Origin of the sequence: Pseudomonas sp. HT11 (assembly GCF_044875395.1) — a bacterium.
In the GTDB taxonomy this organism is placed as follows: domain Bacteria; phylum Pseudomonadota; class Gammaproteobacteria; order Pseudomonadales; family Pseudomonadaceae; genus Aquipseudomonas.
In genome coordinates this window covers 1,633,213-1,647,679 of sequence record NZ_CP173217.1, presented here as the reverse complement: position 1 = coordinate 1,647,679, position 14,467 = coordinate 1,633,213, and the positions used below count along the sequence as shown (strand labels likewise).

The window sequence follows — 14,467 nt, the reverse complement described above, 5'->3', positions numbered from 1 at the left end:
CTGAAGTGGGTTATCTCAAGATTTTGTCGCCAGCACCGGCAGCATGTCGCGCTCGCTCATGAACGCCTCCAGCCGCGAGCGCATCCAGCGTTCCGCCGGGTCGGTGTCGACGTGGCTGAGCCAGACCATGGACAAGTCCAGCGTCGGCGTTTCGAACGGAAAGGGCTCGCAAAACAGGTTGCCGCCAGCGGCCATGGCCTGGGCGGTGTAGTCCGGCAAGCTGGCGATCATGTCAGTGCCGGCGAGCAGCGCCGGCAGCGCACTGTATTGCGGCACCGACAGCACCACATGGCGCTTGCGGCCAATTTCGGCCAGCCATTCATCGGCAAACCCGGACACGTTGGCGGTGTGGGACACCAGCACATGAGGGCGTGCGCAATATTCGTCGAGGGTCAGCGGTTTATCCGAGGCGTCGGCGCGCAACAGGCAGGGGCGGATATGCCGCAGCAGTTTACGTTTGGCGTTCGCCGGCAGGCCGCGGGTCTGGGTGATGCCGACGGTGATATCGCCGGACGCCAGCAGATCAGGAATGCGCCAGTAATCTACGTGCTGCACCACGAACACCACCAACGGCGCTTCCTGGCGCAACGCCCGCAGCAAGGGCGGCAGCAGGCCGAACTCAACGTCATCGGACAAGCCGATGCGAAAGGTCATGGTGCTCTGGGTGGGGTCGAAATCGTGGGTCAGGCTCAGGGCCGACGACAGTGAATCCAGGGCCGGCGACAGGTGCTGAATGATCTCTTCGGCGCGCGCGGTGGGTTCCATACGGTGGCCGACGCGAATAAACAGTGGGTCATTGAACAAGGTGCGCAAACGGTTGAGGGCCGAACTGATGGTCGGTTGACCGAGAAACAGCTTTTCCGCCACCCGCGTGACATTGCGCTCGAGCATCAGTGCTTCGAAGACCACCATCAGGTTGATGTCGGCCTTGCGTAATTCATTGCGATTCATCGGCACCTGCCCCTTTCCCCAAGACAAGCCGCAGTTTAGAAAGCCCGCGGGGCTGCGTCTATGTGAACACTGTTCATCCGGCGGCTTTGGGATTATAAATCAGCGCTTGAAGGCCGCAGGAACACCATCGTGCTGTTCATTATTGCCCTGGCCATTGTGGTGGCCGGGTTTTGTCTCTGGGTAGTCAAGGGGATCGCCAACCCCACGGTGAGGACGCTGACGCGGGTGTTTGTCGGCCTGTGCCTGGCAACCGTGATCGCGTTTGTGGTGTTGGCGTGGGGGGTTCCCGTCTCCGTGCTGCTTTCATGAGCCGTTGCATTCATCCACTCTCAGCAAGGACCGCCTGATCGTGAAATTTGCCTACACCATCATCTATGTACCCGACGTTGCCGCCTCTCTGATGTTTTTCGAGAAAGCCTTCGGCTTCAGTCGCCGTTTCCTGCATGAATCGGGCACCTACGGCGAGCTTGAAACCGGCGACACCACGCTCTCGTTTGCAGCGCATGAGTTGGGCGAATTGAATTTCGACGGTGGCCATGTCCAGGCACATGCCTCTAAAAGGCCGCTGGGGATGGAGGTCGGGTTTGTGACCGAAGACGTGTTCGTCGCCCATGCCAAAGCACTGGCCCACGGCGCGATAGAGCTGGCGCCACCCGCCACCAAGCCTTGGGGCCAGGTGGTGTCGTATGTGCGTTGCCCGGATGGCACGCTGGTGGAATTGTGTACGCCGATCGTAGGCTGATCGTGGCGCCAATGTAGGAGCGGGCTTGTTGGCGAAGGCGGTGAATCAGTGAGCCCATTGGTTACTGACACATTGCCTTCGCGAGCAAGCCCGCTCCCACCTTTAGACTGCGTTCGCTCATTCAATCAGGGCTTGAGCGGCCGCTCCTGATCTCGCTCGGAAAGCTCCGTACCATCGTCCGGATGCTTCCAGGTCTGCGGCTTTTCCTCTTCGGGCTGCCGCCGAGGTTGCTCATGCGCGTGCTCATCCCGGTGCTCGTGTTTGTCAGCCATTGCCACCTCCCATCCGTAAGAATTGGTCACCGCTTCAAGCATAGAACAGTGGCGAGATTTTGGACGCGCACAGCGATTGATAGCCATGACGCATCAATGTATCCAAATTACTCACTTATCATTTCTAAATGTGTCAGCCACTATCCGCGGTCTTAAGCGAAACAAGCACTTTAAAAAGAACGCTGGAGACACAAAACCATGACTAGCCCTTCCCGGCCCGACTCTGCCCGCTCGAAAGTGGGTGCGGTATTCCGCGTCACTTCGGGCAACTTCCTCGAACAGTTCGACTTCTTTCTGTTCGGCTTCTACGCCACCTATATCGCCGCCGCGTTCTTCCCCGCCGCTAATGAGTTTGCGTCATTAATGATGACCTTCGCCGTGTTCGGTGCAGGCTTCCTGATGCGACCGTTGGGCGCGATCATCCTGGGTGCCTATATCGATGACGTCGGTCGCCGCAAAGGGTTGATCGTGACCCTGTCGATCATGGCCAGCGGTACGCTGTTGATCGTGTTGGTGCCGGGTTATCAAACCATCGGCCTGTGGGCGCCATTGCTGGTGCTGCTGGGCCGCTTGCTGCAAGGCTTCTCTGCCGGTGCGGAGCTGGGCGGTGTGTCGGTTTACCTTTCCGAAATGGCCACCCCGGGCCGCAAAGGTTTCTACACCAGCTGGCAGTCGGGCAGCCAACAGATCTCCATCGTGGTGGCCGCCGCGTTGGGTTACGGCCTGAACGTGTGGATGCAACCGGCCGTGGTTGCCGATTGGGGCTGGCGCATTCCGTTCGCCATCGGTTGCATCATCATCCCGTTCATCTTCGTACTGCGGCGCAACCTGCAGGAAACCGAAGAGTTCGCCAACCGCAAACATCGCCCAACCATGCGCGAAGTGCTGGCGACCCTGGTGAAGAACTGGACCGTGGTGATCGGCGGCATGCTGATGGTGGCGATGACCACCACCGCGTTCTACCTGATCACCGTGTACGCCCCGACCTTCGGCAAGACCGTGCTGCAACTGAGCACCTCCGACGCCCTGCTGGTGACCTTGCTGGTGGCCGTGTCGAACTTTGTCTGGCTGCCAATCGGCGGCACCCTGAGTGACCGTTTCGGCCGCAAGCCGGTGCTGGTAGCGATGACCGTGCTGACCGTGATCACCGCCTACCCGGCGCTGTCGTTTGTGGTCAACGCACCGAGCTTCGGCCACATGCTGGAAACCCTGCTGTGGTTCTCGTTCCTGTACGGCATGTACAACGGCGCGATGATCCCGGCGCTAACCGAAATCATGCCGGTGGAAGTGCGCGTGGCGGGCTTCTCGCTGGCCTATAGCCTGGCGACAGCGATCTTTGGCGGTTTCACGCCGGCGATCTCCACCTGGTTCATTCACATCACCGAAGACAAGGCCTCGCCGGCCTACTGGATGATGTTTGCCGCCTTGTGCGCGCTGTGCTCGACCCTCGCGTTGTACCGCCGCGCCAATACCCGCGGGCAGGTGATGCAGGGGGCCGCATGATGAAGGCGCTGTGCAAAACCCTGACCGCCCTGGCCCTCGGCGCTTTGGCGCTGACGGCCCAGGCCGAAGAGCTCAAGGTGATGACCTCCGGGGGCTTCACCGCCGCCTATAAACTGCTGGGCCCGCAATACGCCCAGCAAAGCGGCGACACCCTCGACACCATCCTCGGCCCGTCCATGGGCAAGGCGCCGGAAGCGATTCCCAACCGCCTGGCCCGTGGCGAGCACGCCGACGTGGTGATCATGGTGGGCTATGCCCTGGATGATTTGATCAAGCAGGGCAAGGTCGACAAGGCCTCGCGGGTGGAGCTGGCCGATTCACGCATCGGCCTGGTGGTCAAGCAAGGCGCCGCCAAGCCGGCGATCGGCACCGATGCCGAGTTGAAAGCGGTGCTCAGCCAGGCCAAGTCCGTGGCGTACTCGGACAGCGCCAGCGGTGTGTATGTCGAGAAGGAGCTGTTCAAAAAGCTCGGCATGCCCGCCAAGGGCAAGATGATCGAGCGCATCCCGGTGGCTTCGGTGGTCGCCAAGGGTGAATACGAGGTGGGCCTGCAGCAGGTAGCGGAATTGCTGCCGGTGCCGGGCGTGACTTACGTCGGCAAGATCCCGGAAGACGTGCAATCGGTGACGCGCTTTGCGGCGGGCATTCCGGTCAACGCTCAACATCCGGCGCAGGCCAAGGCACTGTTGCAGTACCTGGCCTCGCCCGAGGCGCAACCGCTGGTGCAGTCCACCGGGTTGGACTCGGTGTCACACTGACCGAAACGGCATCTCCCGCACCAACCGTTCCAATTCCAGCGCCGCAGGTGGCAACGTCCGCCCGCGGCGCTTGATCAAGCCCACATTGCGCATCACCTGCGGTTCCACCAGCGGCACGCTTACCAGAATTGGGTGCGTGCCCGCCGGCATCGCAATCGACGGCACCATCGCCACGCCCAACCCCGCCTCCACCAACCCGATCATCGTGGTCACGTGGTGGGTCTCGCAAATACTCGGTTTTTTCACCCGCACGCCACGCAGCGCCTGGTCCAGCAGGAAGCGGTTGCCGGAGGTTTTGTCCACGGTGATGTAATCGTGCTCGTAGGCCTCGGCCCAGGTCACGCTCTCGCGCTCGGCCAACGGATGATCACGCCGACAGGCCAGTACGTAGCGCTCCTGCAATAACAGTTCAAATTCCACTTCGTCGGCCAGGCTGCCACTGAAACTCACGCCAAAATCCGCCTCGCCACTTTCCACCGCGTTGCACACCTCGCCGGCGCTGGCGTCCAGCACGCGCAGGCGAATCTTGGGGTACAGCTTATGGAATTCGGATATCACGTGAGGCATGAAGTAGTAAGCGGTGGACGGCACACAGGCAATGGTCACGTTGCCCATGCGTGTGGACGCGACGTTACTGATGCCCATCAAGGCGACATCAAGGTCGTCGAGCATGCGCTCCACTTGCGGCAAGAATGCCCGCCCGACCATGGTCAGGCTGACCCGCCGCGTGGTGCGTTCGAACAACTTCACCTCGAGGGCGGACTCAAGCTTTTCGATGCGCCGGCTCAGCGCCGGCTGCGAGATGCGGATGGCCTCGGCGGCGCCGCGAAAACTGCCCTTGTCTACCACGGCGCGGAAAGCCTGGAGGTCGTTGAGGTCGAAGTTGATGATCACGGGATGGGCCAGTGTGGTCGATTTGGGGGGCATTATCGTATGGGCTGTGGTGACGCGCCATGTATGCCTGCACGGGTTTGAATTGATAACCCGGCTACAACGATCAAGCCAGTGATATAAGCGCGCCATGTGCGCCCGCACCGCGGCGACCTGCTACCGTAACCGCGTATGACGCCGCGCGTTTACGCCAGGACGGCAACTGATTGGCTTGGATACCAACGCCGAACGTTAGCAATACAGTGGGGTTTCAACACGAAAAATCCACGAAACAATTTAAAACAACCCAACTTAGTATAAATTGCACGCGAACAACCAAAGCCGTTCAAGGAGACTCTCGTGGCAACTCTTCAAGCTCATACAATCCAGGCGCTGCAAACCCAACGCCCTGCCCTGCTGACCGAATGGATTACGAGCCTCGAGGCTTCGGGAGCCACGCGAAACGTCAAGGGTGATGACGTCAAACAGCAAGCTGGCGACTTTCTTAATCTGCTGATCGACGCGCTCCTGCAAGGCGGCTCACAGCAGATAAGCCATGAAAACTGGGCTGAGACCCGGGTTTTCCTGGAAAAGCTGTCGCACAGCCGCGCCTTGATCGGCCAGGACTCGCAACAAACCGCCAGCTTCATTTTCGCCCTTAAAGGCCCAGTGTTCACCTTGCTGCAACGTGAGTACGCCGAACAACCGGCGCAACTGGCCGAGCAACTCTGGGAAGTGTCCGAACTGCTCGATTCGCTGGGCATGCACACCATCCGCACCTTCCAGAAGTCCCGTGAGTCGGTCATCAAACGCCAGCAGGAAGAATTGCTGGAGTTGTCCACCCCCGTGGTGAAGCTGTGGGACGGCGTGCTGGCCCTGCCGATGATTGGCACCCTGGACTCGCAACGCACTCAGGTGGTCATGGAGTCGCTGCTGCAACGCATCGTCGACACCGGCTCGGAAATCGCCATTATCGACATCACCGGCGTGCCGACCGTCGACACCCTGGTGGCCCAGCACTTGCTGAAAACCGTCACCGCCATCCGCCTGATGGGTGCCGACTGCATCATCAGCGGCGTACGCCCACAAATTGCCCAGACCATCGTGCACCTGGGTCTGGACCTGCAAGGCGTGGTGACCAAAGCCAACCTGGCGGATGCCCTGGCGCTGGCGCTCAAACGCCTGGGCGTCACCATCAGCAAGGCTGTCTAAGCATGGAACGCATCCCTATTTTGCAGATGGGCGAGTTTTTGCTCGTGACCATTCAGGTCGACATGCACGACCAGCTGGCCATGACGCTGCAGGACGACCTGTCCGAACGCATCAGCCGCACCTCGGCGCGCGGCGTGCTGATCGACATTTCGGCGCTGGACATGGTGGACTCGTTTATCGGGCGCATGATCGGCACCATTTCCGGCCTATCGCGCATCATGGACGCGCAGACCGTGCTGGTGGGCATGCAACCGGCGGTGGCCATTACCCTGGTGGAACTGGGCATGACCCTGCCCGGCGTGGCGACCGCATTGAACGTCGAGCGCGGCATGAAACTGCTGCGTGACCGGGTAGAACACTTATGAGCCAAGCCAGCAGCGGCACGCATCCCGTGCTGATCGAACAGGACGTTGTGCTGGCCAGACAATTAGTACGCAGGCTGGCCCAGGACTGCGGCATGCGCCTGATCGACCTGACCAAGCTGGTCACGGCCGTCAGTGAGCTGGCGCGCAACACCGTGGTCTACGGCGGTGGCGGGTACATGGATTGGAGCGTCGTCGAAAGAGACCATCGCCCCGGCCTGCGCCTGACCTTTCGCGATGAAGGCCCCGGCATCCCCGACCTCAAGCTGGCCCTGACCGACGGCTGGACCTCCGGCAGCGGCCTGGGCCTGGGCCTGACCGGCGCCAGGCGCCTGGTGGACGAGTTTGAACTGGACACCGCACCCGGCAAGGGCACACGCGTGACGATCACCCGATGGACCTGAATATTCCCAGCGCCTTGACCCAAGTGCTTTTGATCGAAGATGTCAGCCAAATCGGCTATGCCCGGCGCAGCGCCCAGCAGCTTGCCGAGCTGCTGGGTTTTGATGAAACCGACGCCGGGCGCGTGGCCCTGGTAGCGACCGAACTTGCCAGCAACATCCTCAAGCATGCCACCCATGGCGAGCTGCACCTGCGCGCCACGGGCAACCAGGGCGTCGAAATGATCGCCGTCGACCGTGGCCAGGGCTTCGACCTGGAAAGCTGCCTGGTGGATGGGTTCTCCACGGGCGGCACGCAAGGCATCGGCATGGGCGCCATCTCGCGCGTGGCCCAGGTCTTTGATGTGCATGCCGATCATCGGGGCACGGCGATGTTGGCGCGGCTCTACCCTCGCACCTCGAACGCGCGGGATATCCGCTATGGCGTCAGCCAGCATTCCTTGCACAACGATCCGGCGTGTGGCGACGCCTGGCACCTGGCAATCGAAGCGGGCCGGTTCAGCGTGATGGTTGCCGACGGTCTGGGCCATGGCAGCGAAGCCGAACGGGCGGCGCGCGCGGGTGAAGAGATGTTCGCCCAAGACCCCTTCCAGGACTCGACCACACTGCTCAACGACATGCATATCGGCATGAACGGCACCCGGGGCGGCGCAGTGGCCGTGGCGCAATACGACGCCGTGGCTGACCGACTGCGTTTCACCGGCGTGGGCAATATCGGCGCCAGCCTGATTGGCTTCGGCAAGTCGCGCGGGCTGGCTTCCCACCCGGGCATCGTCGGCGTGCAGTTTCGCAAGGCGCAACCCTTCGACTACGCTCAGGTCAGCGGCCAACTGCTGATCCTTTACAGCGACGGGCTGCAGTCACGCTGGAACCTTGCGGATTATCCCGGGCTTTGCCACCGCCACCCCGCCCTGATCGCCGCCATCCTTCACCGTGATTTCTGTCGCGGCCGGGATGACGTTACCGTCTTCGTGATTGCCCTGGAGGCCATTGATGGCTGACACCATTGCTTCGCTCACTGAGCAAGTGCAACGCCTGCACCAGGAAGCCGACGCCTTGCGTGCCGAGTTGGATGAGACCAACCAGGGTGTGCTGGCACTGTATGCCGAACTGGATATGCAGGCCGACCAGTTGCGTCAGGCATCAGACCTGAAAAGCCGCTTCCTGTCGTACATGAGTCATGAATTTCGCACGCCCCTGGGCTCGATCCTGAGCATCACCAGCTTGCTTGCCGATGAACTCGACGGCCCTTTGAGCCCCGAGCAGCAGACCCAGGTAGGCTTTATCCGCAGCTCGGCGCGCGAGCTGCGGGAGATGGTGGACGACCTGCTGGACCTGGCCAAGATCGAGGCCGGGCGCATTACCATCTCGCCTGCCTGGTTTGACATGTTCGACCTGTTCTCGGCATTGCGCGGGATGTTCCGCCCGATCGTCGACGCCTCGTCGGTGGACCTCATCTTTGAAGAGCCCTCGGGCTTGCCCAAGCTCTACACCGATGACAAGAAGCTGGCGCAGATCCTGCGCAACTTTATCTCCAATGCCCTGAAGTTCACCCTGCAAGGTGAGGTGCGCGTGTCGGCACGCATGGAAAGCGCGCACGAGATCCGCTTTGCGGTGCAGGACACTGGCCTGGGCATTCCTGCCGAGCTGCACAACAACCTGTTCGAAGACTTTTCCCAGATCGACTCACCGCTGCAAAAGCGCCTGCGCGGCACCGGCCTGGGGCTCTCGCTGTGCAAGCGCTTTGCCGAGTTGCTCGGTGGCCGGGTCGGGGTGCAAAGCGCCCCAGGCGTTGGGTCGATGTTTTTTGTGATCATTCCTCTGTCTATCGCGGGCGGGCCTGCCGATGAATCGTGACATCCAGCTGCTGATCGTCGACGACAACGCCGCCACCCGCTATGCCCTGCGCCGGCGCCTGGAAAGCCATCACTACCGCGTGCTCGAAGCCGGCACCGGCCAAGAGGGCCTGGACCTGATCGCGAGCAAGAAGATCGACGGGCTCATCCTCGACGTCAATCTGCCGGACATGAGTGGCTTCGACATCGTGCGCGCGCTGCGCGCCGACCCGGCGACCGCCCTGCTACCGGTGGTGCATGTCTCGGCTGCGTCCATCGAGACGGGCGACATCATCACCGGCCTGGACGCCGGCGCCGATGCCTACCTGATCCACCCGGTGGACCCGGACGTGCTGCTGGCGACCCTGCGCACCTTGCTGCGCGTGCGTGACACCGAATACGCCTTGCGCGAGAGCGAGGCGCGCTTTCGCGAAATCTTCTTCAACATCAGCGCGCCGATAGCCGTCATGGACCCGCAGTTGAAGGTGCATGAATGCAACCACGCGTTCGCCCAACTGATCCAGGACAACCTGAACCCTGACGCCTTGCTCGAATGCTTCGCCAGCGATCAGCACGCCGTCATCCAGGAGTTGTGCCTGCGTCTCGCCGCGGGAGAGCGCTGGAAAGGCACCTTGCAAATGCAAGTCGACGGCCAAGTGCGCGAAACCGAGTGGCAAATCTCGCCCTATCGCCGGGCCGAACTGAGCCTGGTGTTTGTCGAAGACGTCACCGAGCATCGCCATCGCGAACGCCATCAGCTGGCCGAGCTGACCAACGCCACCACGCAGTTGGCGCGCACCGAGGCGCAGTTGCTGCAGGCACAGAAGATGGACGCGCTGGGCAAACTCACCGGCGGCATCGCCCACGACTTCAACAACCTGCTGACCGGGATTATCACCAGCCTTGAGCTGATCAAAAAACGCCTCGACACTCAGCATACCGAGAAGGTCAAGGCTTATGCCGACGCCGCATTGAGCTCGGCCCTGAGCGCCGCCGGCCTGACCAATCGCCTGCTCGCGTTTGCCCGCCAGCAGCCTCTGGACACGCGCCCGGTGGATATCAACGCGCACATCCGCTCACTGGAAGAGCTGCTGGTGCGCACGATCGGTGAACATATCGCGCTCAAACTCGAGCTGACGACCCACCCGGCCGTGGCGCTGGTCGATCCGATCCAACTGGAAAGCGCAGTGCTGAACCTGGTCATCAATGCCCGCGATGCGCTGCCCAAGGGCGGCAATATCTGGGTGACCACCTACCCTGCTTACTCCAACGGCAACCTGAAACTGGAAAACGGCGCCTACATCGCGCTCTCCGTGCGCGATAACGGCGTGGGCATCGAACACAGTGTGATCGACAAAGTGTTCGACCCTTTCTTCACCACCAAACCGCTGGGCCAGGGCACGGGGCTTGGGCTGTCGACCATCTACGGCTTTGCGCGCCAGTCCGGCGGCGACGCACAGATCCGCAGCGTCACCCGCCAGGGCACCGAAGTCACCATCATGCTGCCCGCTGCCTCGGGCCCGGCGAGCGTAACCACCAAGCCCGTCGCGGCGCCCGGGCTCAGCAGCGGCGAACACGTGCTGATCGTCGAGGACATGCCTTCGGTGCGCAGCTTCGTCGCCGAGGTGCTGGTCGACGCCGGTTACCGCTGCAGCCTGGCGGCCGACGGTGATGAGGCGATCGCCACCCTTCACCAGGACACCAGCATCGACCTGTTGCTTACCGACGTGGGCCTGCCTTACATGACCGGGCGGGAATTGGCCGATGTCGCCCGAGGCTTGCGTCCTACGCTGCCGATTCTGTTCATGACCGGGTATGCGGAAAACGCGGCGAATCGCCAAAGCTTCCTGGGGGAAGGCATGGACCTGATCTCCAAACCGTTCCATATCGATGAGTTGCTGGAGAAGATCCGCCGCGGGCTGGACGGCCTGCCAGGCACCCAGTAAGGGGGACACGCAGGCCGCCGAGGCTAAATTGCAGGATGCTGTGCGGTGACAGGCTTGGTACCGTGACCGGCCTTGCAATCGGCTACCGGCACCGAACAATGACTCAACCCAATAACAACTATCGGCCCCTGCGCCTCGCATCGTGGGCGCTCGGCCTGCTGTGCACCGCCACCCTGGGCTTTTTTGCCTGGCAAAGTTTTTACCCGGTGCGCGCCGCCGATTCGTGGAGTTATCAGGTTTTGCACACCGATGTGGCCAAGGCGGCGTCGTTGATCCCCATGGCTGACGGCTCGTTGATGGTCACCCAGGAGCTCAAGGACGGGCTGGGCAGCATCGTGCACATCCGGCTGGATGGAACCCGCGACGTCGTGCTCGGCAACCTGTCCAAACCCGACGGGATGTTGGCCACGCGGGGCGGCTGGGTGTTCAGCCAGGAAACCGGCAACGCCCCCGTCAGCTTTCTCAAGGACGGCACGGTCACCGAATTGTTTAAAGGCGAAAACGTGCAAGGCCTGTGGGATGACGGCGACTACCTCTATGCCATCGAAGACCGCAGCCATGCAGGACGCCTGCTGCGCTATCGCTGGAGCGACCAGAGCATAAGCGTAATACGCGAGGGCCTGGACCAGGCGGAGTCGATCATCCGCTGCACGGATGGCCGCATGCTCTACACCAAAAAGAAAGAAGGCAGGGTGCGCGAACTGAGCGCCGATGGCAGTGACCCGGTGGTGCTGGCCAAACTTAACCAGCCGACCTTTTTGATGTGCGATGAGCGAGGCCTGTGGGTCAATGAAGATTCCACGCACCGCGCACGCTTGTTGCTGATCGACAAACAGGGACGCCAGCAGACAATCCTGTCGTTTTTGAAGGCGCCGCAATCGATTGTGCGAACCGCAGACGGCACTTACCTGGTGGCCGAAGGTGGGCGCAACCGGGTACTCAAACTGGTGAACGACGCGCTGGCGGCGACCAGCGACGGCAAGACGCCCTGACGCCGCCCCGCGACAGACCGAACAACGCCTACTGGCAAGTGCCGCCTTTGTGGTGCGAGCCCGTGCCGCCTACCGGATGCGTGCCCTTGGGGCACGCCGCCGCGAACATCGGGGTGACCATCAAAACCACCAGCAACCCAACCAACGAAAGCTTTTTCATGCGACCCTCCGTAACGATCACGACGCGTGATGGCACAAAGATATCACGCATCCACGGAAGTTATCGCCTGCTCATTACACCCACGCCTTGGGGCCGCTGAAAAACGCCTGCGCATTGCTGTCCAGTGTTTCCAGGTGATAGCCACCCTCCTGCACAATCACGCAGGGTAAGCCCAACTGCCGGATGCATTCGCCCAGGCGCGCAAACCCTTCACGCGTCACCGCCACTTTGCTTTGTGGGTCGAGTTCGTAGATATCGAACCCTAAGGACAACACCAGCACATCCGCTGAGAACTGCCTCACCGCCGCCAAGGCCAACTCGAGTTTTTCGAAGAACACCGCTTCGCTGGCGCCATGGGCCATGGGCAGGTTGAGGTTAAAGCCTGCACCGCCAGCCACGCCGCGCTCGTCGGCAAAGCCTGTGACGCCCGGGTAGAAGTTGGTCGGGTCGCCGTGGATCGACACATACAACACGTCGTCGCGGTCGTAGAAAATCTCCTGGATGCCTTGGCCATGGTGCATGTCGGTGTCCAGCACGGCCACGCGCGCAAAGCCTTCGCGCAGAACCTGGGCAGCCACCGCCGCATTGTTGATGTAGCAGAAACCACCCGCCGCATCGTAACGAGCATGGTGGCCCGGCGGGCGACACAGCGCGTAGGCCGCCGGCGCGCCGTCAAGGATGTGCTTGGCGGCGGCGACAGCACTTTGCGCCGACCAATACGCTGAACGCCAGGTCAACTCACCGACCGGGCAACTGCCATCCGCCAGGTAACGCGCAGCTTGGGCAAGGATGCCGCGCAGGGCGTTGGGTTCGCGCACGAAGATATTCGACATGACTTCGTCGCCCCAGTCTTCGGGGAGCTCCTTCCAGCGTGAATGCGCTTCCTGCAAAAACGTCAGATAAGGCGCGCCATGCACGCCAAGCAATGGTTCAAGGCCGTAGTCAGCGGGCGGCTGGATATCGAAGCCCAAGGTCTGTGCGGCCACCAGCAAGTTGCGCGCACGCTCGGGGACTTCCTGCGGCGTGCGCATCTGGCCGCGGGAGTAGTAGCTGCGCGGGTGGTGCAACAATTGTTCTGGGTGGAAAAACGTACGCATGTGAGGCTCCTGGGTAAACACCGAACCTGTGGGAGCTGGCTTGCCTGCGATGGCGGTCTGTCTGAAGTACCGCTATCGCAGGCAAGCCAGCTCCCACAGTTGAATCCGGGCAGGCTTTAGAGTTGAGTTGTTATTGGGTCTGGCCGGCGCGCATGAGCACAGCGTTAAGCAATACATCGGTGCCTTGGCGCACATCCTCGGGCAGTACGTCTTCAGCTTCGTTATGGCTGAGCCCACCGACACACGGGATGAAGATCATCGCCGTCGGGCAGTACCGTGCCAGGTGAATCGCATCGTGGCCGGCGCCGCTGACGATGCGCTGCTGGCTGTAACCCAAGGCATCCACCGACGCCTGCACGCACGCCACACAATCGGCATCGAACGGCGTTGCCGGGCTGATCCAGTGCGCACTGATGCTGACCGTCAGGCCGCGCTTCTCGGCGATGGCGTGCAGGCGCGCGCGCACCTGTTGCTCCATGGCTTCAATGTCGACGTCGCGGTGATGACGCAGGTCGACAGTGAAGGTCAGCAAGCCGGGAATGGTGTTGCGCGACGACTTGCTGATGCTCAACTCGCCGACCGTGGTCAGGCCTTCGGGGGCGAAATCGGCGGCGAGGTTTTCCAGCGCCTGGATCATGTTGGCCGCGCCATACAGCGCGTCCTTGCGCAGGGGCATTGGCGTGGTGCCGGCATGCGCGGCCACGCCTTCGACCCGCACGTCGAGCCAGCGGATCGCCTGGCCACCGGTCACCACGCCAATGCTCTTGGCGTTGTCCTCCAGGATCGGGCCCTGCTCGATATGGGCTTCAAAATACGCGTCCACCGCGCCACCCAAGGGCCGTTCGCCGTTGTAGCCGGTGCTGCGCAACGCCTCGGCGACGCTGATGCCGGCCCCATCGGTGGTGGCCAGCGCCTGGTCGAGTGCCAGGCTGCCGGTGAACACCGCCGAGCCGAGCATGGCCGGGGTGAAACGGGCGCCCTCCTCATTCGTCCACACCGCGATTTCCAGCGGCTTACGGGTTCGAATGCCGTGATCGTCAAGGCTGCGGAGCACTTCCAGGCCGGCCAGCACGCCGTAAACCCCGTCGAACCGCCCGCCTTCCGGCTGCGTGTCGAGGTGGCTGCCCATCATCACCGGGGCGGCGTCTTTGTCGGTACCGGCGCGACGGGCGAACAGGTTGCCGATCGCATCCACGCTCAACGTCAGCCCGGCGGCGTTGCACCAATGGCTGAACAGTTCACGACCCGCCTGGTCCTCGGCACTCAGGGCCAGACGGCAACTGCCGCCACGCGCCGTGGCGCCGATCTCGGCCATGGCCATCAGGCTCGCCCACAGGCGTTGGCCATTAATCTTTAACATTACGCA

General features: G+C 62.1%; 17 protein-coding genes. 11 read left to right on the top strand and 6 right to left on the bottom strand.

Annotated features, from left to right (window positions below; translation table 11 throughout):
* Positions 1-15: 15 nt before the first annotated feature.
* Entirely contained in the window at positions 16-951 is a 936-nt protein-coding gene (locus ABWL43_RS07455; RefSeq protein ID WP_106576984.1) for a LysR substrate-binding domain-containing protein, read from the bottom strand.
* Positions 952-1,080: 129 nt separating this feature from the next.
* On the opposite strand from ABWL43_RS07455, the gene ABWL43_RS07450 reads away from it, so the two are divergent.
* Together ABWL43_RS07450 and ABWL43_RS07445 are read left to right on the top strand one after the other, a co-directional pair.
* A complete protein-coding gene (locus ABWL43_RS07450; protein ID WP_106576985.1) occupies positions 1,081-1,260 on the top strand; it encodes a hypothetical protein in 180 nt (59 codons plus the stop codon).
* 40 nt (positions 1,261-1,300) lie between these two features.
* Positions 1,301-1,693: a VOC family protein gene (locus tag ABWL43_RS07445; RefSeq protein ID WP_145162941.1), complete on the top strand. Its 393-nt coding sequence runs from the start codon at positions 1,301-1,303 to the stop codon at positions 1,691-1,693.
* A gap of 125 nt (positions 1,694-1,818) precedes the next feature.
* Here ABWL43_RS07445 and ABWL43_RS07440 read toward each other — a convergent pair whose 3' ends face one another.
* A complete protein-coding gene (locus ABWL43_RS07440) occupies positions 1,819-1,965 on the bottom strand; it encodes a hypothetical protein (RefSeq protein WP_164487912.1) in 147 nt (48 codons plus the stop codon).
* Positions 1,966-2,163: 198 nt separating this feature from the next.
* Here ABWL43_RS07440 and ABWL43_RS07435 point away from each other — a divergent pair, with 198 nt between their 5' ends.
* Together ABWL43_RS07435 and ABWL43_RS07430 are read left to right on the top strand one after the other, a co-directional pair.
* Positions 2,164-3,468, top strand: a complete 1,305-nt coding sequence (locus ABWL43_RS07435; protein WP_404487343.1) for an MFS transporter — start codon at positions 2,164-2,166, stop codon at positions 3,466-3,468.
* Positions 3,468-4,226 carry a substrate-binding domain-containing protein gene (locus tag ABWL43_RS07430; RefSeq protein ID WP_145163244.1) on the top strand — a complete coding sequence of 253 codons (759 nt, stop codon included), beginning with the start codon at positions 3,468-3,470 and terminating at the stop codon, positions 4,224-4,226. The genes ABWL43_RS07435 and ABWL43_RS07430 overlap by 1 nt, the downstream gene beginning before the upstream one ends.
* Here ABWL43_RS07430 and ABWL43_RS07425 read toward each other — a convergent pair.
* On the bottom strand, positions 4,218-5,120 hold the full coding sequence (locus ABWL43_RS07425) for a LysR family transcriptional regulator (RefSeq protein ID WP_106577295.1): 903 nt from the start codon (positions 5,118-5,120) through the stop codon (positions 4,218-4,220). The two genes, ABWL43_RS07430 and ABWL43_RS07425, sit on opposite strands and share 9 nt — an antisense overlap.
* 336 nt (positions 5,121-5,456) lie before the next feature.
* Between ABWL43_RS07425 and ABWL43_RS07420 the strand changes: the two genes are divergently transcribed.
* From ABWL43_RS07420 to ABWL43_RS07390, 7 genes are all read left to right on the top strand, one after another.
* Positions 5,457-6,308 carry an STAS domain-containing protein gene (locus ABWL43_RS07420; protein ID WP_369300670.1) on the top strand — a complete coding sequence of 284 codons (852 nt, stop codon included), beginning with the start codon at positions 5,457-5,459 and terminating at the stop codon, positions 6,306-6,308.
* 2 nt (positions 6,309-6,310) lie between these two features.
* Positions 6,311-6,673 (top strand): STAS domain-containing protein, encoded by a 363-nt coding sequence (locus ABWL43_RS07415; RefSeq protein ID WP_106576990.1) that lies wholly within the window; start codon positions 6,311-6,313, stop codon positions 6,671-6,673.
* Positions 6,670-7,074 (top strand): ATP-binding protein, encoded by a 405-nt coding sequence (locus tag ABWL43_RS07410; RefSeq protein WP_145162933.1) that lies wholly within the window; start codon positions 6,670-6,672, stop codon positions 7,072-7,074. Before ABWL43_RS07415 ends, ABWL43_RS07410 begins: the two co-directional genes overlap by 4 nt.
* Positions 7,065-8,072 carry an ATP-binding protein gene (locus ABWL43_RS07405; protein WP_404487342.1) on the top strand — a complete coding sequence of 336 codons (1,008 nt, stop codon included), beginning with the start codon at positions 7,065-7,067 and terminating at the stop codon, positions 8,070-8,072. Before ABWL43_RS07410 ends, ABWL43_RS07405 begins: the two co-directional genes overlap by 10 nt.
* A complete protein-coding gene (locus tag ABWL43_RS07400) occupies positions 8,065-8,928 on the top strand; it encodes a sensor histidine kinase (RefSeq protein WP_404487341.1) in 864 nt (287 codons plus the stop codon). Before ABWL43_RS07405 ends, ABWL43_RS07400 begins: the two co-directional genes overlap by 8 nt.
* The gene (locus ABWL43_RS07395; protein WP_404487340.1) at positions 8,918-10,852 is read left to right on the top strand and encodes a response regulator; all 1,935 of its coding nucleotides are present in this window, start codon (positions 8,918-8,920) and stop codon (positions 10,850-10,852) included. Before ABWL43_RS07400 ends, ABWL43_RS07395 begins: the two co-directional genes overlap by 11 nt.
* Before the next feature lie 98 nt (positions 10,853-10,950).
* Positions 10,951-11,844 (top strand): hypothetical protein, encoded by an 894-nt coding sequence (locus tag ABWL43_RS07390; protein ID WP_404487338.1) that lies wholly within the window; start codon positions 10,951-10,953, stop codon positions 11,842-11,844.
* A 28-nt stretch (positions 11,845-11,872) separates the two neighbouring features.
* On the opposite strand, the gene ABWL43_RS07385 is transcribed toward ABWL43_RS07390, so the two are convergent.
* The 3 genes from ABWL43_RS07385 to ABWL43_RS07375 form a co-directional block, all read right to left on the bottom strand.
* Positions 11,873-12,004 (bottom strand): hypothetical protein, encoded by a 132-nt coding sequence (locus ABWL43_RS07385; RefSeq protein ID WP_256586935.1) that lies wholly within the window; start codon positions 12,002-12,004, stop codon positions 11,873-11,875.
* A gap of 74 nt (positions 12,005-12,078) precedes the next feature.
* Positions 12,079-13,101 carry a histone deacetylase family protein gene (locus tag ABWL43_RS07380; protein WP_404487337.1) on the bottom strand — a complete coding sequence of 341 codons (1,023 nt, stop codon included), beginning with the start codon at positions 13,099-13,101 and terminating at the stop codon, positions 12,079-12,081.
* 130 nt (positions 13,102-13,231) lie between these two features.
* Entirely contained in the window at positions 13,232-14,461 is a 1,230-nt protein-coding gene (locus ABWL43_RS07375) for a Zn-dependent hydrolase (RefSeq protein ID WP_404487336.1), read from the bottom strand.
* Positions 14,462-14,467: the final 6 nt, after the last annotated feature.